The sequence below is a fragment of the Photobacterium salinisoli genome (genome assembly GCF_003614885.1).
Classification (GTDB): domain Bacteria; phylum Pseudomonadota; class Gammaproteobacteria; order Enterobacterales; family Vibrionaceae; genus Photobacterium; species Photobacterium salinisoli.
In genome coordinates this window covers 107,462-128,066 of the sequence record NZ_QZMS01000014.1, presented here as the reverse complement: position 1 = coordinate 128,066, position 20,605 = coordinate 107,462, and the positions used below count along the sequence as shown (strand labels likewise).

Here is a 20,605-nt window from a genome sequence, read left to right as displayed (position 1 = left end):
CATGATTAAAACCACCCGTCGCCGTAAATTGTTTCTTTCAGCGTCTTCAGTGAAGACACATTGTTAATCACTGCAATGATCAGCAAAGTGACCACCACAGTGATCAGCATGACTTTGTGTTCTTTCTTCATAGCGTTCCTTTGTGTTGTTGGTTGAACCGTTTCGGTGCCGCTATGAAATCGACTTTTAGGTAGGTTGGAAATGAGGAGAAACCTATAGGTTGGGCGGGTAACCTATAGGTTTAAATGTGACGGGTATCACGCTGCTTTTTTGCTGTTTTTCCGGTAGGTCAGAGAAACTTTTCGGCCTGTCTGGCAGTTCAGCGCCCCTTTGCGGTAGTTGCCCACGCCGTCCTCGACGTGGATGAAATCCGCGATCGGCTTGTTAATTTCCAGCTTGTTCATCTTGGCTGAGCGCAAGGCCGCGATGTCTGCCACCGGAACGGATTTCGCGTCAGACAGGTACTTGGCATCATTCATTGAATTAACCGCGCACAGATACCACGTCGGTGACTGGGTGGTGATAGTTTTCGGCACTTCCTGCCCACGCTGGAACACGGTCGTCACAATGCCACCATACTGGCGGGCACCGCGCAGCAGCTCCCCAGCTTTCCCTTTTAAGGTGCCTGACGTAGGCGAGCAGGACGCCAGCTCTTCAATGCAGATTTCCAGCGGGGCTTTGCGGCCATCGAGTACCGACCATGCCGCGGCTGAGAAAAATTCCAGCTCATCAAACACCAAGTCAGACGGGATATAAGCAATTTTAAAGGCACTGTTTCCTTGCCGGGCTTTGACCAGTGCTTTGAGGAAATCCGCCTTAGAGTGGAAGCCTCTGACCTGCTGGCCCTGAAAGGGTTTCCCGGCGTAGTTTTCGTAAGGGTCAAAGAACACCGCCTGTGCCTTGGCGGTGATGAATTTTGCATGCTTGACCAGTGAGGTTTTCCCGCTGCCGGTGCCGCCGATTATCACCCGGTGCAACGGGTCAAGATGGGTGTTGGAGTTCTTAGGCCGCGGCAGGTTCAGGGTTGGCTTTTTCGCCATTGTCCACCTCCTGCTGTGCTTTCTCCTCGGCCAGTTGGGCGCGTTTCTCCGCCCGAAGCCCTTTCACCTGACGGGCCGTGACGCCACCCAAACCAATGACGGCCACCAAGAACAGAATTTCTTCTTTGTACTGGCCGAGCCAGTTCAACCACGTCGCCCCGTGTTTCTGCATCAGTGGCCCAGCGGCCTTTAATACCTTGGCCTTGGCTTTCTCGTCGTATTCAAAATCCAGACCGATAGCGAAGGTGATCGCCTGCTCTGACAGGACAAAGCCCAAGTCCAGCAAATCAACCGCGGCTTCTGCCGCGTCTTCATCATTGGCGGCGTCCTGCGCCACCGTGCTGTCATCTGACTCAGGCACTTCCTGAGATTCAAGTTGCTGAATCGCTGCGCCCCAATCTGCCCAGTCATCCGCCTGGGGCTGTTCTTCTACGAGGTCAAACGCCTCAATTTGCTGCAAGTTTTCCGCTGTTGCTGTCATCATTTTTTCCTTTACACAGACCAATTAAAATCATTACCAGTACAAATAACCCGACTAACCACGGATACAGGGTTTTCCAAGCGATTTTCGGGGTGTTTTGCTCAGGTTCGGTTAACGCGGGTAACCCGTCCTCACTGGTTTGGGTAACGTTTAGGCTAACGCTTTGAACCGTTTCCTGAACGGGTTCCCGAACGGGTTCGCTAACAGATTCCTGAACGGTTTGAACAGGCGCATCACCCAGCGCCTGAACCGTATCTACCTTGTGCTTTTCAATGTGCTCATGCATTGACGTGCTGTTGGTACTGTTGCCGCATCGCGGGCAACGGTAGTAGAGCTTGCCAATGTTGCGGGGGTTCTTCGGCGGCTCGCCGGACTCCATCAGGCGGTGCTCCCCGGTCATGTGCACCGTGCAGACCTCGCCACACTCGGGCACGGTGCAGCGGATATAGCCGCGGGTCGGGTTCTTACTCATCCTCGCCCCCTTCCAGCACTGCCAAGCGGGCCTGTACTTCAGCCCGGTAACCGGCACGGGCTTTCGCGCTGATCCCGTCGAGCATTTCCAACTTGTCAAAGAAATCACCCGGCAGGCCGATAGCCTCCAGACTCAGGGAGCCGCCGCTGAACATCACGGCAGAGACCTTTTTCACCAGCACTTTCATATCCAGCGCTTTGAGCTTTTCAATCTCGCCCTTCACCTCCACGGATAAGGCTTCCGCCGTATCAATGGCTTTTTCGGCGTGGCGTAGCTGCTCAGCGGTCATGGTTTCAATCATCAATTTATCCTCGGGTCACAATTAAGCGGTTATTTGCCAGTTTGAGCTGGCAATCTTTGTCTATTGGCACTTTGGCCCCGGCCAATATGGGTTTAATCAGGCACTGCACCCCGGCAAGGCTCCATCCGGTCACCTGTTTTAAGTGCTCTCCGAGCATGGGGTTACAGTTATTTTCAGTGCTCCAAGGGGAGCCGCTCCGCGACTCTAAAAGCGCCCCCAACTCAGACTTTTTCACTAATCGGTAGGTCTCGTTGCATGTCGAAATGAAGGTGCTCACCCCTTCAGAAACCCAGTGAAAGCCAATGGCTTTTTTCACGCTCTCGCCGTACTGGTTTTGTTTTTCTTCATAGGCCAACTGGGCATCCGCGGCGAGCTGGCAAAACAGCGCCCACTTAGAGGAATCCGCCGCCTGTCGCAGCGCTTCGAGTTTTGGATCAATACGGGTTTGTTCTTCAGTAGCCCGGCGCAGATGGCGCCACAGGGAAACAGGCTCACCGCCGAACTGCTGAAACTGGCGGATACGGTGAACTGAGGCCCACGCCCGGACGCGAAACGCGCTTTCTTCGGCTTCGGTGTCCGGCATGTGCTTGCCGTTGATGTTTTTCGAAACGTACTTAGCGATATACGCCGTAGCGCCGCCCTTGGCCGGGTCAGCTTCCTTAACGTCAAAGCGCGGGGAAATGTCGTCTCCCAGCTCGGCTCTGTCTTCAGCGGTTGCCACGCCGGATATGATGTTAATCAGGGTGTCTTTGTCTTTCGGATCGCAGAACAGAAAATAGTGGCCATGGCTGGTGCCGTCTTTGTGCGGCTCTGCCACGCGAAAACCGAAGTAGTGAATATCTTCTTTGGCAATCAGGGCGCGGGCCTGCGCCCACTGCTGCATCAGGTTACCGTGGCCTTCTTTGACCGTGGCCCCGTTCCACTTGTTAGAATTGCGGTGGTACTTGCTCGGCAATGTCCACGTCAGAAATAACGCGGTGTAACCTAAATCCTGCGCCAGCTCTTCAAAGCCACGGGAACGTACCATCATTTCAATCCGGCGGTTTTCCGGGTTGGCCGTGGTGCGCTTGATCACCTCGGCAAGGTCGAAGTGCTCCCCGGTGGCCTCGTTGTACACCACGGTGTTCTGAATGAAGCTTTCTGCTTCACGCTGCTTGTTCTTCCAGTTCTGGAAAGACGGATAGGAAATGTATTTAGTCTGGTGCCCTTTGTCGCCGACGCGCTCAAGGGCTATCTGTGCGTACTCAATGTACTGCGCCCGAAGGTGCAACAGGCGGCGCTCAATCCATTCTTCAGACTGCATTTTCAGCACTGAAGCTGTAAGCACTTGCTCGGCGCGTTCAACCTCCACCTTGCCACCGGGCAATACAGGCGGGTTAATGGAAATAGCGCGGATATTCTCAGCCAGCACAGCATAGATATGCTTCATGGCTTCCAGAAAGCTGTCAAAAACCTGCGGGTCAATGTCTTTCATTGCCTGCATATTCTCATCAGCAACCAGACGGGCCAGCTTACGCACGGCCTCGTCTCGCATCAGAATGTTATGGTTTAAACGCTCGGCGTTGACCTTGTTGCGGCTGTCGACAAAGGAAAACTTGTTTTCTATGAAGGGGGCGACTTTTAAGCCGAACTTCACCGCCTCATCACTGAAGCGGTCAAGGTTGTCACGGGTAGCCCCGCCGCGCTGCTGGCGGCTGGCTATCTTGGTGCGGATATCCTGACGGACGACTTGCGGGAGACGCTTTAAGAAATGGCGAGTAAAAATAGTACCGTATTGCATTACTCATTGACCTCATAGCAGCCTGTTGGCGTGCATTTGTAGTTCATCGGGCGGGGTGTGTAGGTGCGCTTTCTAATCCCGTGTTTTTCCCGCAACTTACCCAGCAGGAATACAGCGCGCTGGCGTTTCTCGGGATCAGGATTGACCATGCCAGCCATGTCAGGACAAGGGGTGTGAATCGGGTCCATGACAGCCCCCTTAGCCGCGGACAGATTGCCAGTCTGTTCTGGCTTGTTCATAACGGCGGTCAATATAAGCCGCCAGATCATCAATCTTGATTAATGTAGGGCTGCGCTCAGAGTCGCGCAGCTTGAAGGTAGGAACGGGAAAATCACATGCTTTGGCTTTCTGCTCGGCTGTCTTTGGCGTAATGCCGAAGAACTCCTGACAGACCTGCTTTAGTTCAACGGTTGGACTTTGGAAGCGTGCAAGTAGTGCAAAATTTGTATTCATACAGCCTCTATGTAGTACACTTGGAGCAATTCGGAGTGACTCAAACACCCGCAAATCACCCGCAACAACATCTGGCAGCATTATTGCCGATCATTTTTCACTTAGCAATACATTTGCAGACATGGAGCAGCACACATGCAGAGTATCGACGAGCAGATTGCAGAGTTAAAGAAGCTAACGAATACTGCGAAGAACGTAGATCTGGCAAAGGTTCTGGGGGTATCTCCGAAGACCATTCAGTCATGGAAGACACGTGAAAAAATCCCTGAAGATATTTTCCTAAAAGCGAGACAAATATCACAAAATGGGGTGATTGCTCCGCCAAAAGGGTATGTCACCCTCGATTTCTACGAGGTAGAAGCCAGTGCAGGCCATGGCGCTTTAGTGGTAAGTGAAGAGAAGTCGAGCGATATCGTTTTCAGTGAATCCTACATTCAGAACGAAGTCGGGGTAAAAGCAGCCAATGTCTTTCTGATGCCTGTGAAGGGTGACAGCATGTACCCAACGCTCAAGAATGGCTGTCTGGTCATGGTGAACCAAATCGATCATTTTACTGGTGATGGAATCTACGTCTTTCGATTTGAAGGTCAGTTGATGGTCAAACGTCTGCAGTTCTCAAAACATGGTCTGTCTGTCACCAGTGACAACGACAATTACCAACCGTGGGAGCTGAGCAAAGAAGAGATCATGAGCAGTGATTTTGAAGTAATTGGTGAGGTAGTTTGGTCAGGGCAAAGAATGTAGGGAACAAAAAGCTTACCTGTTTATAGTGAAGCCGAGTTGTATATACTCGGCTAATAATTTCCTACTCACTTACTTGCTGTTTCTTTATTGGACCCTAGTTTAATTGAACTTTTACCAAGTTGAATATTACTTCCACTCACATTTTTCAACATTACCTCATATGGATGATTAGCTTTAGATTCCCTTTCAGCTCGACTCACCATAATCATCCTCAAGAATTCAACATCATGCTCAGTTAATTCTTTGTTTTTCTTGAAGCCGATAAAGAAGTCAGATAATTCGCTTTGCTTTTTTAAATCTTCTTGTATTGATATTAACATAGCACTTCTTTGGTGTGACGTTCGTATGATAAATATCAAAAATGAGCTTAGAGTTACATAAGTAATCCCTACTAATATTTTATTAGTATCAGTAATCTCACTACCATATGTAAAATTTGCAATAAGCATAACCAATGTAAACAAAATAAAAAGATTTGTTAATCTTGACTTCATTGATGTAGAAGTCTTTTGCTCTGTTAACAACGTTTCTAATAACGTATTATTGGCTTGTGTTTGCTTTTCTATTTTCAGCCTATAAGATTCTGAGATTTCATTATTACCTTTAATGCTTTCTCTTACTTCTGAATGCAGTCTTTCATCACAATATCTTTGTAGCTCAGAAGAAATTACCTTCCTAGTAATCCCTCTGTCCATTAACTCAAGTATAATTTCTTTTTCTATAGCCTCTGATGATAAAACATCTCTTCTTTTATTTTTATATTCCACATCATCCAATATAAACAAGAATGATGAAAAACTTCTAAAGATATCAAAAAAGTTAAAAATCGCTCGTTTAACTCGCTTATTCATCAACAAGAAAAACAGGCCAACATAAAGCAATATCATTAAAAAAATTGCCAACAATTCAAAGTACCCTACTGGCAATTGTTTAATTGATTCATACGTTATCTGTAAAACTTCATTCATTGCTCGCCCCGAAAAATCAAGTACCTGAAATAAAAACAATTCTTTAATCTGGCATATTAACAACTAAAATCATTAAAAAACGAGAAGAAAGTAGCATCGAAGACATATTCCGCTTCAAAGAAAGTATGTTTTGTTCTCACAGCTTAGGTACGGTCTTAGTTGTACGCTTTATCGTGTATAGAACAAATACACATTGGTACTATGCATTATGAAATACAGTATACATATTTCAGTTAGTCCCCCCATAGTACCCCTCAAAACAACTCAGCCAGCTGATAGCCTTAAAATCCGTTCAATCGAGCATCGGAGCAACCGAAAAGCGACATGAGGGGTGATCGCCAGCGAGGCCAAAAGTTTCCTGAGTGTTTTCAGTGTGTAGCGTCATTCTGAATTTCCTGTCACTTCAATTGAAATTGCCCGAATTCCGTTCACTGTACCCTCGCAGTCCCCCTTCCCGAGCAGGACAATCTCGCCTCATTTATCGTTGAAAACAACACCCGAGAGCGACAACAGGCGGTACAAAGCAACTGTGTTCGTTAAAAAGCAGGGGCGTATTATACATGCAGAATACAAAATGATCAGGAAAAAGGCTCCCCCAGGCCAAGTCAGGCCTCAGGCGGCCTGAGACAATAACGAAAGCTTTCGCTCACAGCACACTGCCTAAGCCGTAAAAGAAAGTAGTTAGGGCACTACCCAAATCAGCCCTGTCAGTTCAAGGCTGATTGGTGATGTAGAAAAACGATTGTTACTCTTCCAGTCACAGCAATTCATCCGGCACGTTACCGCCGTTGTCTGCCAGCTTCTGCAGCACGGTTTTGTGCAACCACATGTTCATTTGGGCAGAGTCGGCCATTTTGTCGGCGGGACAACCCAGTTCAGTCGCCAGTTCTTTACGGGCCGACAGGCTGCTGTCGAGACCCAGCAGTTTGAGCAGATCGACAATCGAGGATTTCCAGTTAAGCGGCTCTGGATGGTTGCTGGCCATAGATTCCAGTTTGGCGACCACATCGACAGTTTCCATGGCCGGAACGGATGGCTCAGCCGGAGACGCGGGTGCGGGTGTTTCGTCGGGGGCAAATGTCACATTAGAAGATGGCGTAGGTGTCTGCGGCGATTTTTTGCCAAAGCCCAGCTTATTGAGAATATCGTTGAACAAACCCATTTCGGCTCCTTAACCGGTGTTGGCCGGATTGCGAATGACAGGCAAAACAGAGTGGCAGAAGTGCTCACTCAGCTTCATTAAAGCTAGTCGGCTTCTCTGGCCCGGAGCGTCGCATTTCAACGACTGGCGACGGGTAAACAAAAAAGCGCCCTGAACATCCTTGTCCGGGGCGCGGCAGTGGTACCGTTATGGTGATGACGGTTTAGAAGCTCGCTTGTAAAGACAGGCCGCTATAAGCGTTATAGCCGTTGAGCATGATGTGGTAGCGACCAGACTGAGTGGGTGTGACGGTACAGGTTTCACCGTTACCCGCGCGGTAAGGCCGGCAATCCCAGCTGGATTTCGTGGCTTTCTGCCCGAAGCGGACATACAGATCGGCATCCCCTGTTCCGCCAGAGGTGCGAACCGTCAGGGTACGTCCTGCTGGTACATCAATGTAGTAATGCTGCTCACTGCCGGACGTTCCGCTCAGGCCACTGAGCACTTTACCGTTTTCCAGTTTGCCGTCTGACGGGGTGCCCGGATCGCCACCGCCATTGTCTGTGCCGCTGTAAGCCAGCAGATTGAGGCTGTTACGCGGATCGCTCACTTTGCCTGTCGTGCCGCGCTGCGCCAGTAACTGACTGAGCTGAGCGGGAGTCAGGTTCGGGTATTCATCCAGATACAACGCGCCGATACCGGCCACGTGCGGTGTCGCCATGGACGTTCCGCTGATAGTTTTGTAACTGCCGTCATACCAGGCAGAGGTAATGGAGGATCCCGGTGCAAAAATGTCAACACAGCTGCCCCAGTTGGAAAAGCTGGAACGCTGATCTGAACTGGTTGTCGAACCGACAGTAACCCCGTTTGCCACCCGGGCGGGTGAGACATTACAGGCATCCTGGTTTTCATTGCCCGCCGCCAGCATAAAGCTGACACCTGAATTGACCGCGCTGTTGATGGCGCTGTCCAGCGCGGTAGAAATGCCGCCGCCCAGGCTCATATTTGCCACAGAAGGGCCCGAGGCGTTCTGTTTCACCCAGTCCACCCCGGCAATCACCCCAGATGTGGTGCCCGAGCCATTACAGCTCAGTACCCGTACCCCGACCAGGCTGACGTTTTTCGCCACACCGTAGCGCGTACCGCCTATAGTGCCGGCCACATGCGTGCCGTGGCCATTACAGTCGGTGGCATTGCTGTCGTTATCAACGAAGTCGTAGCCGGAACGGGCACGGCCGCCGAACTCGGCATGGGTGGTGGTGACGCCGGTATCAATGACATATGCCGTCACGCCGGCACCGTTATATTGGGTGACAAAATTACCGTCCAGCGGCAGGCTGCGCTGATCCACGCGATCCAGACCCCAAGTGGCATTGGTTTGCTGAGCATCAAAGGCTTCAGGGAAAACCGGGTCGAGTGAAATCACCTGATCCTGCTCTATGTAGTCGACCTGATTGTCGCGGCGAAGTGCATTGAGTTGCTCTGCCGTCAGCTCAGCGACAAAGCCGCTCAGGGCTGAATCAAACACCCTTTGTGCCTTTACGGCATGAAGCGTGCTGATAGACTCGACAGTGCGGGCCACAAACTCGGTACGCGCGGCGATATCATTGGCAATATACGCCGGTTCTTTTAACACCACGATATACTGATTGGCGACGGCTTTCTCAGGCGCCGCGGTGATCAGCTGAGCCTGTGACTCTGAGCTTAATGCAAACTGTGAGTCTTCAGCCTGCAGAGCGGCACTGGTTAATACCAGCGCAGACGTGATACAGCAACCTAGCATTGTCTTAAACATTGTTATTCCTTTTTGATGTTTGTCCGTTACTTGGAATGGCCTACCCCTCACATCCGGCACAGTTAAAACCTATACGCAACCAAGCCCCTATACATAAGAGAGAAATACTGAATTTTGATAATGAAACAGAGAGATACGTGGTTACATCCAAGTTGAGACTCATCACAAGGCATAAATAAGTTGCTGTTTTGATATGACTTTATGTCCAGCCCCCCAGGCTTAATTCGGAAAAGGATGGATGTAAATAAATCCGAACAGGTAAAAAACCTGCTAATTACAGATTATATTTCAATATCTTAACGCCATAATGACAAATAAAAGCCGTACCGTTGCAACCCCCTGACTTTACAGCAGGCCTAAATGCTAATTTTGCCCGGATTTGTAAAACAGAAGATCTCGGCTAATAGCGGAGTGTGTTGTGCTGCTAAATAAAAATGTCGCCGCGTCTCAGGGCATAACAGGCAAAATCTGTACTTTTCGCTCAGACTTGTTGAAACCTCTTCATAACTCAGGGGAAAACCTATGCGCTGGCGCAAGACCAAACAAAGTACCAACATTGATGACAGACGCGGTCAGGGGCCAGCTCGATCCGGGGTGGCGGTGGCAGGGTTACTGCGTTTTCTCCCTTTTTTACTCAAAACCAAGGTGGGTAAACTCATTCTGGTTGTTGGCGGGATATATCTGGCCTACCAGTATTTTACCGGCGGTGCCGGAATGATGGATGTTCAGCCCGGTTCCGGGGCGATGCAGCAACAGGAAGGGGCGCAAACCGGCGGGTTACCGGCCAGTGACGAAGATGCCCAGTTTGTTGCGGCGATTCTGGGTACCACAGAAACCGTCTGGAGCAAGCTGCTCGACGGCCAGTATCCCGAACCCCAGCTGGTGCTGTACAACAATATCACCCAGACAGGTTGTGGCATGGGTCAGGCGCAGTCAGGTCCGTTTTACTGTCCGGCAGACAGTAAAGTGTATCTGGATCTCAGCTTCATGGACGAGCTCAAAAAACTGGGGGCGCCCGGTGATTTCGCGTTTGCCTATGTCATCGCGCACGAGGTGGGTCACCATGTGCAAAATGTGCTGGGCACCAACAAACAGGTCGCCCAGATGCAGCAGCAGGCCAGCGAGACTGACGCCAATCGCTTGAGTGTGATGCTCGAACTTCAGGCCGACTGCTATGCCGGTGTCTGGGGTTATTATGTGCACAATGACATGCAACTGCTCGAGCCGGGCGATATTGAAGAGGGATTAAAAGCCGCCAGTTCCGTGGGTGACGACAGGCTGCAGGAAATGGCTGGTCAGGCCGTACAGCCAGACGCCTTTACCCACGGCACGTCTGAGCAGCGGGCAAGCTGGTTTCGCACCGGGTTCGAATCCGGCAATCCCAAAGATTGCGACACCTTTAAGAACCTGCGGTAATCCTGATTCCGGGCCAGAGCGATACTGGCCCTGAAAAGAACGCACAGCCCTCTAAGTCCTGCTTGCCATTTAATGGTTTCTGCATACACTTTGCCTCGCATTACTCAGGACAACAGCAATGACAGTTGACTGCCATTGCTGGAAGCACCTTGTCCGGAATGGTCGGCATTTTTGACTTACAAATCAGTCAATAAATCAATCGCGTTTACCTTCTGCCACTTAACCGCTGATACGAATGTGATCAGTTACACGAAAATTTTGTCCATCCGTGCTGGATTATGTCTCTCAGAGCTAGGTTTTTGAAATGCTATGATAGACTATGACGCTAGTCGCTTTTTTTGAGGAAGTATGGCAAATCATATGCAACTGCTGAATCAGGCCCAAACACTCTGTGATAAACGTGGAGTCCGGCTGACACCACAACGCCAGAAAGTGCTGGAGCTGATTGTTGAGCATCAAAATTCAATCAGTGCTTACGAGCTGCTTGATTTGCTTCGGGAAACTGAACCTCAGGCCAAGCCTCCCACTGTGTATCGCGCACTCGACTTTCTGCTGGCTCAGGGCTTTGTGCATAAAGTCGAGTCGACAAACAGCTATATCGCCTGCAACTTGCTGGACCATGCCTCTCATTGTTCACAGCTATTAATTTGCGATGAATGCAGTCATGTGGAGGAATGTCACGACGATGAATTGGCTAAAATGCTAAAACTAAAGGCACAACAGCAAGGCTTTCAGATTTCTCACCATGTGGTCGAAAGCCACGGTGTGTGCCAAGCATGCCAACTGAAGAAGTAGTCCGTTTCTGAACAACAACAAGGCAATCCAGATCCTATGCGAGCAGAATTTGTAAACCCGTTTCTGGCCTCTCTGCTGAATGTGCTCAAGACCATGGCGTCAATGGAGCTGGCCCCGCAAAAACCTCTGCTGAAAAAAGATGAAGTCGCCCGTGGTGATGTATCCGGCCTGATTGGTATGATTGGCCCGCAGACCAGAGGCTCTATGTCCATTACCTTTGATGAAGGTCTGGCGCTGGAAATCATGCAGCGCATGCTGGGCGAACGGCCCAATGGCATCAATGATGAAGTCACCGATATGGTTGGCGAGATCACCAATATGGTGACAGGTGGCGCTAAACGCATTCTGTCTGAAAAAGGCTACGACTTTGAAATGGCCACCCCTGCCGTTGTGTCTGGCCGCGGCCACACCATCACGCACAAGAGCGAAGGGGCCATCATCATCATGCCGTTTGAATCTGAATACGGCAAAGCCTTCATCGAAATCAGCTTCGACCGCTAACGTTTTCACAAATCACGTCTTTTTCTGCAGGCCAGTGCAAACTGGCCTGACCTTTTGGCGTGACCATGCTTAACTCTTTCACTCTTTTTGCATAAATAACGCATAAATCATTGCTCCGTATTCCGGTTACGATCTAGACTGGAAATGCTGTTAAGGTATCTACTCACCTATAAAGATTCCTGTTAATAGCATTCGTGTTGCCTGCCTTCGGGTAACGCAAGGAATAGATTACAAAGGAAAGATCGTCAAATGAGCAAACTGACAGGAACCGTTAAATGGTTCAACGATGATAAAGGTTTTGGTTTTATCTCTGCTGCTGATGGCAAAGATGTTTTTGTTCACTTCAGCGCCATCCAGGCTCAGGGACGCCGTACTCTGAGAGAAGGCCAAAACGTTGAGTTTATCGTTACAGACGGCCAGAAAGGCCCACAAGCCAGCGAAGTGGTCGCCCTGTCTTAACCGTAAGGCATACCGCAACTAAGAAAAACGCCGCAAAAGCGGCGTTTTATCATTTCAGGTTTCCGCCAGTCTTACTGACGCCATTGCTTAAACGTATTGATCAGACCATTCGTCGAGCTGTCATGGCTGCTCACCGGCGCGTTGTCCGCCAGCTCAGGTAAAATCTGATTAGCCAGCTGTTTGCCCAGTTCAACACCCCACTGATCAAAACTGTAGATATTCCAGATCACGCCCTGAGTGAAAATCTTGTGCTCATACATCGCAATCAGTGCACCCAGTGTATACGGGGTGACTTGCTTCACCAGAATGGAGTTGGTCGGACGGTTACCTTCAAACACTTTAAAAGGTACCAGCTCAGCGGTTTCTTCCAGCGTCTTACCTGCTGCGATGAACTCAGCTTCGACTTGCTCGCGGGTTTTACCAAATGCCAGCGCTTCAGTCTGTGCAAAGAAGTTTGCCATCAGTTTAGGATGGTGATCACCCAGCTGATTGTGGCTGATTGCCGGGGCAATAAAATCACAAGGGATCAATTTAGTGCCCTGATGGATCAGCTGATAAAACGCATGCTGACCATTGGTGCCCGGCTCCCCCCAGATAATCGGCCCGGTTTGATAATCCACCGGATTACCGCCACGGTCAACAGACTTACCGTTCGATTCCATGTTGCCTTGCTGGAAGTAAGCCGCAAAACGGTGCATGTACTGATCGTAAGGCAGAATGGCTTCAGATTCGGCACCGAAGAAGTTGTTATACCACAGGCCAATCAGTGCCAGAATAACCGGGAGATTCTCGGTCAGCGGTGCTTGGGCAAAATGCTGATCCATCGCATGGGCGCCGGCCAGCAGCTCTTCGAAACGCTCATAACCCACAGCCAGGCAGATCGACAAACCAATCGCTGACCACAGCGAGTAACGGCCACCGACCCAGTCCCAGAACTCAAACATATTGGCGGTATCAATACCAAAAGCGGATACTGCCTCAGCATTGGTCGACAGGGCCGCAAAGTGCTTCGCCACATGCGCTTGATCCTGGGCTTCTGCCAGGAACCAGTCACGCGCCGAATGGGCGTTGGTCATGGTTTCCTGAGTGGTGAAGGTTTTTGACGCCACCAGGAACAGGGTCGTTGCCGGGTTCAGCCCCTTGAGGGTTTCGGCGATATGGGTACCGTCCACGTTAGAAACAAAATGCAGGTTAAGACGAGTTTTGTACGGCGCCAATGCTTCAGACACCATATAAGGCCCCAGATCTGAACCACCGATGCCGATATTGACCACATCAGTAATCGCTTGACCTGTGTACCCTTTCCAGTCACCGCCGATGATACGGTCGGAGAACTGCTTCATTTTCGCCAGCACGGCATTCACATGCGGCATCACGTCTTCGCCGTCCACCAGCACTGGTGTGTTGCTGCGATTACGCAGCGCAACGTGCAGAACGGCACGATCTTCTGTACGGTTAATTTTTTCACCGCTGAACATAGACGCTATGGCCGTTTTCAGCTCGGTCTGTTCGGCCAGATCAAACAGCTTGGCCAGCGTTTCTTCAGTGATAAGGTTCTTTGAATAATCCAGCAGGATATCGTTGCCGAACGCCGCGGAAAAAGTCTCGAAACGTGATGAGTCTTTAGCAAACAGCTCACTGAGCTGAAGATCCTGTGCCTGTTCGAAATGGGCAGTCAGTGCCTGCCAGGCAGTTGTTTGCGTGGGGTTAATGTTTTTCAACATAATGACGTTCCTGATGTGTTATTTTTTCACTACAGCACAACCGGTGGCACTGCAGTGAATATCCAATTCAACGGCGTTTGCACAGCCAAACTGGCCATAAGCATGGCGACATTTTGGTAATTTTACAACTTATTGTTAATTATGCCGCCGCCAACGCCCTACCTGCCTTGCTCCAGGTCACGCTTTCGGTGAATCGTGTACAGCCGCTAAACTATAGGAAATTATCCTGCAGTCTGAAAGAAATAAAGAGAGAAAAGCGACATGCTTCAGCTGAGACAGCAGCACCCAGCGTTATCGTGACCTGATTTCCTGCTCATGGCTGATGAAATTGAACAACAGATTAACAATGATTCTGCCGTATCAACATCCATCTTAATCCAGCTACCTGGGTTGTCAGAGAACCCGCCATGGCGCTGATTCATCAGTTTACAGAAACACAACCATTTATTTTGATGCAAAGATACTTGATAAAAAGATTTGTCAGGCTTATCTTTAACTATATATCTTTTATTGAAGATACTTTTAAAGAAGCTATCTGCTTTCCATTAGTAAACACGTCCGCAGAAATGACAAAAGGAAAAGAACCATGAAACTCAGCATTATTTCAGGCAGCCATCGTCAACATTCATACAGTGCTAAAGCGGCGGCATATCTGCAACACCTTGCTCACAGTGAGGGTTTTCTGGAGGCCGATATTGTAGATCTGAGTGTCCTTGATTTTCCGCTCTGGAATGACGGAGTCTGGAGTGGCAGCGAGGAATGGAGCGGATGGAGACGCCTCGCCGACGATCTGAAAACGTCGGATGCTTTTGTGCTCATCACGCCGGAATGGCATGGCATGGCAACACCTGCGCTGAAGAATTTCCTGTTGTTATGCACCTCAGCAGAACTGGGCCACAAACCCGTGCTGCTGGCCAGTGTTTCAGCCAGTGTGAACGGGGTCTACCCCATCAGCGAGCTGCGCATGACGGGGAGTAAAAATAACCATGCCTGTTTTATTCCGGATCACCTGATCTTCCGCGACTGTGAAACCCTGCTGTCTGCCGACAAGGCTGTCAGTGATGAGCGGTTCCACGCCCGGGCGAAATATACCGTCCAATCCCTGGCAGCCTATGCCAGAGCTTTAGGCCCGGTACGAGAAGCGCTGCAGCAAGGGATGAAAGATTTCCCGTTCGGCATGTAACACTCCGCATGCTGCCCCTGACGATAATGACAAGGCCAACGCCCAAGACGACACTTGCTAAGGCTTAATCACCACACAGGCCGTCTGCTTCTGGCGGCCAAAACCGAGGATCTGGTTCAGGCCGGCTTTATTGAGCGGAATATGAGCACGATGGCTGCTGTCGGCCTTGTCTTCGGCAAAGGGATCATGAAAGAAAAAGAATTGATCGCTGACGCCGCTCAGCACAATCCAGTGCGGCTCTTTGCAGCCATTGAAACGGTAGGTACTGATCAACATCAGCAAGCAGCAGCCCTGTTTCAGCCACTCTTCTATCTGGCTGACCGCCGGCATAGCGTCCACCACTGGCACCCCAGCCTCATCCAGTTGCTGACAAAAATCCTGATGGACCAGTTCGATAATGTCCTTTTTCTTGGGATCGCGGACACTGTCGATAAAAGGTGTGGAGAGTGACTGTGCCCACAATTCCACCTTGCACCCGCGCCGGTAAGCCGCCAGCGCCAGCCCCTGTCCGCTGCACCCGCCGTGACCCGATGCCATGAAGATAGTGGTGGCCTCTCGCCACAACTGCATTTCCAGCTGGCGACTGGGCTGAAATTCAGAATCCAGATAAGACAGACTCATCATTAAGCATGCCGGACCACAGGTAAATGGCGTGGTCTGCACATACAAAGGAAGCGGTAGCAAATGCTTAGCTTCCATAGGGCTCAGACGTTTTTGCATCCTGACGCCATCAGCCAGATCATCGTAATAATGGATTAAAATTTTTAATGGTTTATAACCGCATTTTTCATAAAGATTTCGCGCTGCGACATTGTCATTACGCACTTCCAGCCTTAATGTATTGAAACCGTTTTCCAGCGCCGCCGCTTCACAGGCAGACAATAACTGCTGAGCAATGTGCCTGCCGCGATAAACGGGATCGACGGCAAGGGAATACAACCGCGCCAGCTGGGTGCCCCGGTGAAACAACACCAGTCCATAGCCAGCTATCCGGCCTTCATCTTCCGCGACATACAGCACGCTCTGGGGTGATTTAATAAACCGCCGCATCTGACGGGGAGAAATACGATCCCCGTCAAAAAGCTGAGCCTCCAGAGCATTTAAACTATCTAGATCATAAAGCTGTGCAATACGGACTATCATGGACTTATTCACGCTTGAGTGGACTAGTTCGATTTAATCCCAAAATTAGCCGTAAGGCTATAGGTGAAGAAAAAGATGACAAAAGTCCTCATTATTACCGACAACGACAGTGACTGGCGGCAGTACTTTCCCTCTGACAGGGTTGTCACTGTCGATACCTATTTGCAGCAGGGCGCGTTTTGTGAAAACAAAGCCACTCAGGTCATTAACCTGTGCCGGGACTACGGCTACATGAGCAGCGGTTATTACTGCTCGCTGATGGCCGAAGCCCGCGGGCACAGGGTGATTCCCCGTGTAATGACAATCAATGACTTGTCTCAGCCCTTCTTGTTGTCGGTACCGTCAGACCAGCTGGAGAAAGCTTTTGCTCATCAGCTGCAGTCGTCTGGGGATCAGCTCGAAGAAAAAATATACTTTGGCCAGTCCAAAGTGCCTGGCTTTGAAAAAATGGCTCGCCGCCTGTTCGAGCACTTCATGGTGCCTGTGATTAAAGTGATCATCCGCCGCTCCGATTCGCACTGGCAGGTTGATCAAATCACGCCGTTCCCGTTTCAGGATTTGACGGATCCTGAGCAGGATTTATTTGCCGACGCGCTGGAACGTTTCTCTAACAAGGTATGGCGCTCACCCAAGCCCAGCAAGAATGCGCGCTACGATCTGGCCTTGCTGATCGATCCGAACGAAAAGATGCCGCCGTCAGACAGTGCGGCACTGCATAACTTTAAGAAAGCCGCCAAGCGCCTGGGCATGCGGCTGCAGCCTATTACGCCGGATGACCTCTCCCGGCTGGGTGAGTTTGATGGCCTGTTCATTCGCGCCACTACCAATATCGGCAACTTCACTTACCGCTTTGCCAAAACGGCCGAGAAGCTGGGTTTGATCGTAATGGACGATCCGGAATCCATCATGAAATGCACCAACAAGGTGTTTCTCACTGAATTGCTGCGCTTGCATAAAGTGCCGACCCCGAAAAGTGTGGTGCTGAAAAGCTTTGATCCTAACTGGCTTGAGCAGGCCGAAAACGACATAGGTTTTCCTATGGTGCTGAAAGTGCCGGACGGTGCTTTTTCCGTCGGCGTGGTAAAAGTCAAAAACCGTGAAGAGCTGCTGACCCAAATGGATACCCTGTTTGCGCGCAGCACACTGATTCTGGCGCAGGAATTTCTGCCGACAGATTTTGACTGGCGGATTGGTATTCTCAACCGTCAGCCGCTGTTTGCCTGTAAATACTATATGAGCCGTGGCCACTGGCAGATATACCAGCACCACAACAGCGGCCGGGTCACCTCGGGCGGCTTTGAAACGCTGGATTTAAAACAGGTGCCGAAGAATGTTATCGATGTCGCACTCAAAGCGGCCAACCAGATTGGCTCTGGTCTGTACGGCGTCGATCTGAAGGAAGTGAATGGTCAGGTGGTGGTCATTGAAGTGAACGACAATCCGAGTATCGATCATAAAGTCGAAGATGCCTTCCTCGGCGATCTACTCTACGATCGGGTGATGACAGAATTTCTGCGCCGCATTCAGCTGCGCGGATTTTGAATCTGGGCCCCATTAACCCCCGCCTAGCCTCCCCCTTCAAATAGGGGAGGGACTGATTGAGTTTGCTGCGAGTCTTGCGTTTCCCCTCCCCTTGGCAAGGGGAGGGTCAGGGTGGGGTTCGTATGACGGGCATGGATTTGGCGTTAGTGCCCGGTAACCCCCGCCTAGCTCCCCCCTTCACAAGGAGGACGAACAGCGAAAGCACCGCTCTCAGAACGGCTGATTCACCATGACATTAAAGCTGCTTTGCTCTTCTCCCCAGGCCATTTCAGCCCGTACCACCACTCCTTCCACCTGAAAACGCACTGCGCCGCCGGCACTCCAGCGCATGTCCCGGTTCAGTTCAGCAAGATCGAACTCGTCAGCCACCCGGCCCAGATCGGTAAATAGTACCCATTGCCACCAAGGGACATCGTACCAATCGAACACCGGCCAGCCACTCAGCGGTTGCCACTCAGGCATGACCCGGTATTCCATGCTGTAGCTGAGCGCACTGCGATCAGAAAAACGCCCGCCGGGATAACTGCGCAGGCGAAACAGCCCGCCCAGGCTGGCGCGGGCAAACTCCGGTGGCCGGTGATAACGGGTTTGCCCATTGACCTGCTCACTCTGATTCCAGCTCGGCACATCCGACACATAGGCATTGAAGGCGATCACCTGCTGATCAAACCAATCGCCGGCAGGCCCGATATCCCAGAACCAGCTCTGGCTCAGCTCCCACTGCCACCAGCTTTCCCGCTCGCTGCCGCCGGGATCTGTGGTCACCGTCAGCAGGCTGTGTGACCCCTGGCTCGGGTTATGTTCACTGTTGAGGTTATCCCACTCCAGACGGGTTTCCAGCGCCCAGACTTCATCCGTGTCGGCAAATTTCGTGTCGGGCAAAGGCGGAGAGTCGTGAAAACGTCGGCTCTGATAATAAGGGCGAAATTCAAGAGAAGTAATCCCGCTTTGCCACGGGGTACTGCCGGTCAGCGGGCGCTCCAGCGCCAGGGCAGCCAGAGGATTGGCCGTTGCAGAGCCCAGCGGAAAGATATAGCGGGCAAACAGCCGGTATCTGGCATCATAGGCATTGGCATTAAAGGCATCGAGCGCAGCAGAGTCATTGCTGGCTGCCTCGCCGAGATAAAAATCGGTCTGCTGAAAATCGGCGTTGTAGATCTCGGCACCGAACAGCCAGCGGCTGTCGTTGCTCACCCGAAAATTATCGCCGCGCATGTAAGTCAGCCAGGTGCCCTTGTTTCCTTTCAGCCCGGCACCAAACAGTGAAGCCTGCGGCTGAATAACACCTTTGACCACCCCGGCCATGCCTAAAGCAAAGCCAATGTTGTCGGTATAAAAAGCAAAGGGCACCACGGCATAATCTTGTGCCCAACTCAGTTCGCCCTCGTCATCATAACCGCCGGTATTGATCTTAATACCGTCATCAGAGGCACAGGCAACCGCAGGATAGCCTGTCCAGAGCAAGGCTGAAAACAACCAAGCCGTGGTATGAGCCACGGCTTGTCTGGGATGGAAGATACTGGTAGGGGATAATGCCCGGCAGTATAAGGAGATCAGCATAACAATCTCTTCATTGTCACCGGTACGCCATGGTCACACGCGATGTCAGCTTGGTGACCAGCTCGTATGCTATGGTACCGACATGTTCGGCTACCACCTCGGCAGGTAATCCCTGCCCCCATAATACCGCTTCATCGCCCACCCGATCGGTGGCATCCGGCCCCAGATCGACCGTCAGCATATCCATAGATACCCGACCTGCAATCGGCACCCTGCGGCCGTTGATCAGCACAGGCGTACCGTTCGGGGCTGTGCGCGGATAACCGTCGCCATAACCTATGGCCACTACACCGACTTTGGTATCTCGCTCGCTGACCCAGGTGCCGCCATAGCCGACCGCTTCCCCTTGCTTGACCGTCCGCACCGCAATCACACTGGAGGTCAGTGTCATGACAGGCTGCATGCCAAACGCCTCGGCAGAATGCGTCCTATCAGCGAACGGCGAAATACCGTACATGATAATACCGGGACGAATCCATTCCAGATGGCTGTCCGGCCAGGCCAGAATTCCGGCGGAATTGGCCAGAGAGCGCTCCCCCCGACAACCTTGTGTCAGGGACATAAAAGTTTGGATCTGGCTGTCTGTCACCGGACTGTCCAGCTCATCGGCACAGGCAAAATGACTCATATAGCGCAGTGGCTGTGCTACATTCTCGCTGGCGTGCAAGCGATCGACAAACTGCTGAAACTCCTCGGGCCGGACACCCAGACGGTGCATTCCGCTGTCGATTTTCAGCCAGACTTTCACCGGCATCTCCAGCGACGCCTGCTCCAGCGCCTCCAGCTGCTCTATAGTGTGAACCACAGTCTGAATATTATTGGTTACCAGCACAGGCAAATCCGAGGGCGAGTAAAAGCCTTCCATCAGGAGAATAGGTTTGACCACGCCGCAGGCACGCAACGACAGGGCTTCCTCAATCCTCGCGACACCAAAGCCGTCTGCATCCGGCAATCCGGTCGCGACCTGCTCCAGACCGTGTCCGTAACCATTGGCTTTGACCATGGCGAGCAACTTGCAGCCGGGCGCCTGCTGTCTGATCTGAGCCATGTTCCGGCGCAAAGCCTCGGTATCAATATAGGCGGTCGCTGCTTTCATTCATTGTCCTG

General features: G+C 51.2%; 22 protein-coding genes. 7 read left to right on the top strand and 15 right to left on the bottom strand.

What is annotated here, in order from left to right:
• Positions 1–5: 5 nt before the first annotated feature.
• The 8 genes from D6M16_RS22630 to D6M16_RS19635 form a co-directional block, all read right to left on the bottom strand.
• Complete coding sequence (locus tag D6M16_RS22630; RefSeq protein ID WP_255558100.1) at positions 6–131, bottom strand: hypothetical protein; 126 nt, start codon at positions 129–131, stop codon at positions 6–8.
• Between the two features lie 126 nt (positions 132–257).
• Positions 258–1,040 carry a hypothetical protein gene (locus D6M16_RS19660; protein ID WP_120513605.1) on the bottom strand — a complete coding sequence of 261 codons (783 nt, stop codon included), beginning with the start codon at positions 1,038–1,040 and terminating at the stop codon, positions 258–260.
• Positions 1,003–1,521: a hypothetical protein gene (locus tag D6M16_RS22340; RefSeq protein WP_162941114.1), complete on the bottom strand. Its 519-nt coding sequence runs from the start codon at positions 1,519–1,521 to the stop codon at positions 1,003–1,005. Before D6M16_RS22340 ends, D6M16_RS19660 begins: the two co-directional genes overlap by 38 nt.
• Positions 1,487–1,993 (bottom strand): hypothetical protein, encoded by a 507-nt coding sequence (locus D6M16_RS19655; RefSeq protein WP_120513604.1) that lies wholly within the window; start codon positions 1,991–1,993, stop codon positions 1,487–1,489. Before D6M16_RS19655 ends, D6M16_RS22340 begins: the two co-directional genes overlap by 35 nt.
• Positions 1,986–2,294 carry a hypothetical protein gene (locus D6M16_RS19650; RefSeq protein WP_120513603.1) on the bottom strand — a complete coding sequence of 103 codons (309 nt, stop codon included), beginning with the start codon at positions 2,292–2,294 and terminating at the stop codon, positions 1,986–1,988. Before D6M16_RS19650 ends, D6M16_RS19655 begins: the two co-directional genes overlap by 8 nt.
• Positions 2,295–2,298: 4 nt before the next feature.
• On the bottom strand, positions 2,299–4,074 hold the full coding sequence (locus D6M16_RS19645; protein WP_120513602.1) for a replication endonuclease: 1,776 nt from the start codon (positions 4,072–4,074) through the stop codon (positions 2,299–2,301).
• Positions 4,074–4,262: a hypothetical protein gene (locus D6M16_RS19640; RefSeq protein WP_240435665.1), complete on the bottom strand. Its 189-nt coding sequence runs from the start codon at positions 4,260–4,262 to the stop codon at positions 4,074–4,076. The genes D6M16_RS19645 and D6M16_RS19640 overlap by 1 nt, the downstream gene beginning before the upstream one ends.
• A gap of 10 nt (positions 4,263–4,272) precedes the next feature.
• Positions 4,273–4,527 carry a pyocin activator PrtN family protein gene (locus D6M16_RS19635; protein WP_120513600.1) on the bottom strand — a complete coding sequence of 85 codons (255 nt, stop codon included), beginning with the start codon at positions 4,525–4,527 and terminating at the stop codon, positions 4,273–4,275.
• 135 nt (positions 4,528–4,662) lie between these two features.
• On the opposite strand from D6M16_RS19635, the gene D6M16_RS19630 reads away from it, so the two are divergent.
• Positions 4,663–5,271, top strand: a complete 609-nt coding sequence (locus D6M16_RS19630; RefSeq protein ID WP_120513599.1) for a S24 family peptidase — start codon at positions 4,663–4,665, stop codon at positions 5,269–5,271.
• A 65-nt stretch (positions 5,272–5,336) separates the two neighbouring features.
• On the opposite strand, the gene D6M16_RS19625 is transcribed toward D6M16_RS19630, so the two are convergent.
• The 3 genes from D6M16_RS19625 to D6M16_RS19615 all read right to left on the bottom strand — a co-directional run bounded on the left by D6M16_RS19625 (position 5,337) and on the right by D6M16_RS19615 (position 9,175).
• Positions 5,337–6,239, bottom strand: coding sequence for a hypothetical protein (locus D6M16_RS19625; RefSeq protein WP_162941113.1), 903 nt, complete (start codon positions 6,237–6,239; stop codon positions 5,337–5,339).
• Between the two features lie 757 nt (positions 6,240–6,996).
• Positions 6,997–7,401 carry a DUF3597 domain-containing protein gene (locus D6M16_RS19620; protein ID WP_120513597.1) on the bottom strand — a complete coding sequence of 135 codons (405 nt, stop codon included), beginning with the start codon at positions 7,399–7,401 and terminating at the stop codon, positions 6,997–6,999.
• 202 nt (positions 7,402–7,603) lie between these two features.
• Complete coding sequence (locus D6M16_RS19615; RefSeq protein ID WP_120513596.1) at positions 7,604–9,175, bottom strand: S8 family peptidase; 1,572 nt, start codon at positions 9,173–9,175, stop codon at positions 7,604–7,606.
• 522 nt (positions 9,176–9,697) lie between these two features.
• Here D6M16_RS19615 and ypfJ point away from each other — a divergent pair.
• The 4 genes from ypfJ (at position 9,698) to D6M16_RS19595 (ending at position 12,346) form a co-directional block, all read left to right on the top strand.
• Positions 9,698–10,591: a KPN_02809 family neutral zinc metallopeptidase gene (gene ypfJ / locus D6M16_RS19610; RefSeq protein ID WP_120513595.1), complete on the top strand. Its 894-nt coding sequence runs from the start codon at positions 9,698–9,700 to the stop codon at positions 10,589–10,591.
• Positions 10,592–10,939: 348 nt separating this feature from the next.
• Positions 10,940–11,386: a zinc uptake transcriptional repressor Zur gene (gene zur / locus D6M16_RS19605; protein ID WP_120513594.1), complete on the top strand. Its 447-nt coding sequence runs from the start codon at positions 10,940–10,942 to the stop codon at positions 11,384–11,386.
• A 36-nt stretch (positions 11,387–11,422) separates the two neighbouring features.
• Complete coding sequence (locus D6M16_RS19600) at positions 11,423–11,887, top strand: chemotaxis protein CheX (RefSeq protein ID WP_027254037.1); 465 nt, start codon at positions 11,423–11,425, stop codon at positions 11,885–11,887.
• 249 nt (positions 11,888–12,136) lie between these two features.
• Positions 12,137–12,346 (top strand): cold-shock protein, encoded by a 210-nt coding sequence (locus D6M16_RS19595; RefSeq protein WP_027254038.1) that lies wholly within the window; start codon positions 12,137–12,139, stop codon positions 12,344–12,346.
• A gap of 71 nt (positions 12,347–12,417) precedes the next feature.
• Here D6M16_RS19595 and pgi read toward each other — a convergent pair whose 3' ends face one another.
• Positions 12,418–14,070 (bottom strand): glucose-6-phosphate isomerase, encoded by a 1,653-nt coding sequence (gene pgi / locus D6M16_RS19590; RefSeq protein ID WP_120513593.1) that lies wholly within the window; start codon positions 14,068–14,070, stop codon positions 12,418–12,420.
• 586 nt (positions 14,071–14,656) lie between these two features.
• Here pgi and D6M16_RS19580 point away from each other — a divergent pair.
• Positions 14,657–15,253, top strand: a complete 597-nt coding sequence (locus D6M16_RS19580; protein ID WP_120513591.1) for an NADPH-dependent FMN reductase — start codon at positions 14,657–14,659, stop codon at positions 15,251–15,253.
• Positions 15,254–15,310: 57 nt separating this feature from the next.
• Here D6M16_RS19580 and D6M16_RS19575 read toward each other — a convergent pair whose 3' ends face one another.
• Positions 15,311–16,396 (bottom strand): GNAT family N-acetyltransferase/peptidase C39 family protein, encoded by a 1,086-nt coding sequence (locus D6M16_RS19575; RefSeq protein ID WP_120513590.1) that lies wholly within the window; start codon positions 16,394–16,396, stop codon positions 15,311–15,313.
• 75 nt (positions 16,397–16,471) lie between these two features.
• On the opposite strand from D6M16_RS19575, the gene D6M16_RS19570 reads away from it, so the two are divergent.
• Positions 16,472–17,938, top strand: a complete 1,467-nt coding sequence (locus D6M16_RS19570) for a RimK family protein (protein ID WP_120513589.1) — start codon at positions 16,472–16,474, stop codon at positions 17,936–17,938.
• Between the two features lie 210 nt (positions 17,939–18,148).
• Here the strand turns inward: D6M16_RS19570 and D6M16_RS19565 are convergent, their stop codons facing one another.
• On the bottom strand, positions 18,149–19,498 hold the full coding sequence (locus tag D6M16_RS19565; protein WP_120513588.1) for a BamA/TamA family outer membrane protein: 1,350 nt from the start codon (positions 19,496–19,498) through the stop codon (positions 18,149–18,151).
• A 16-nt stretch (positions 19,499–19,514) separates the two neighbouring features.
• On the bottom strand, positions 19,515–20,594 hold the full coding sequence (alr, locus tag D6M16_RS19560; RefSeq protein WP_120513587.1) for an alanine racemase: 1,080 nt from the start codon (positions 20,592–20,594) through the stop codon (positions 19,515–19,517).
• Positions 20,595–20,605: the final 11 nt, after the last annotated feature.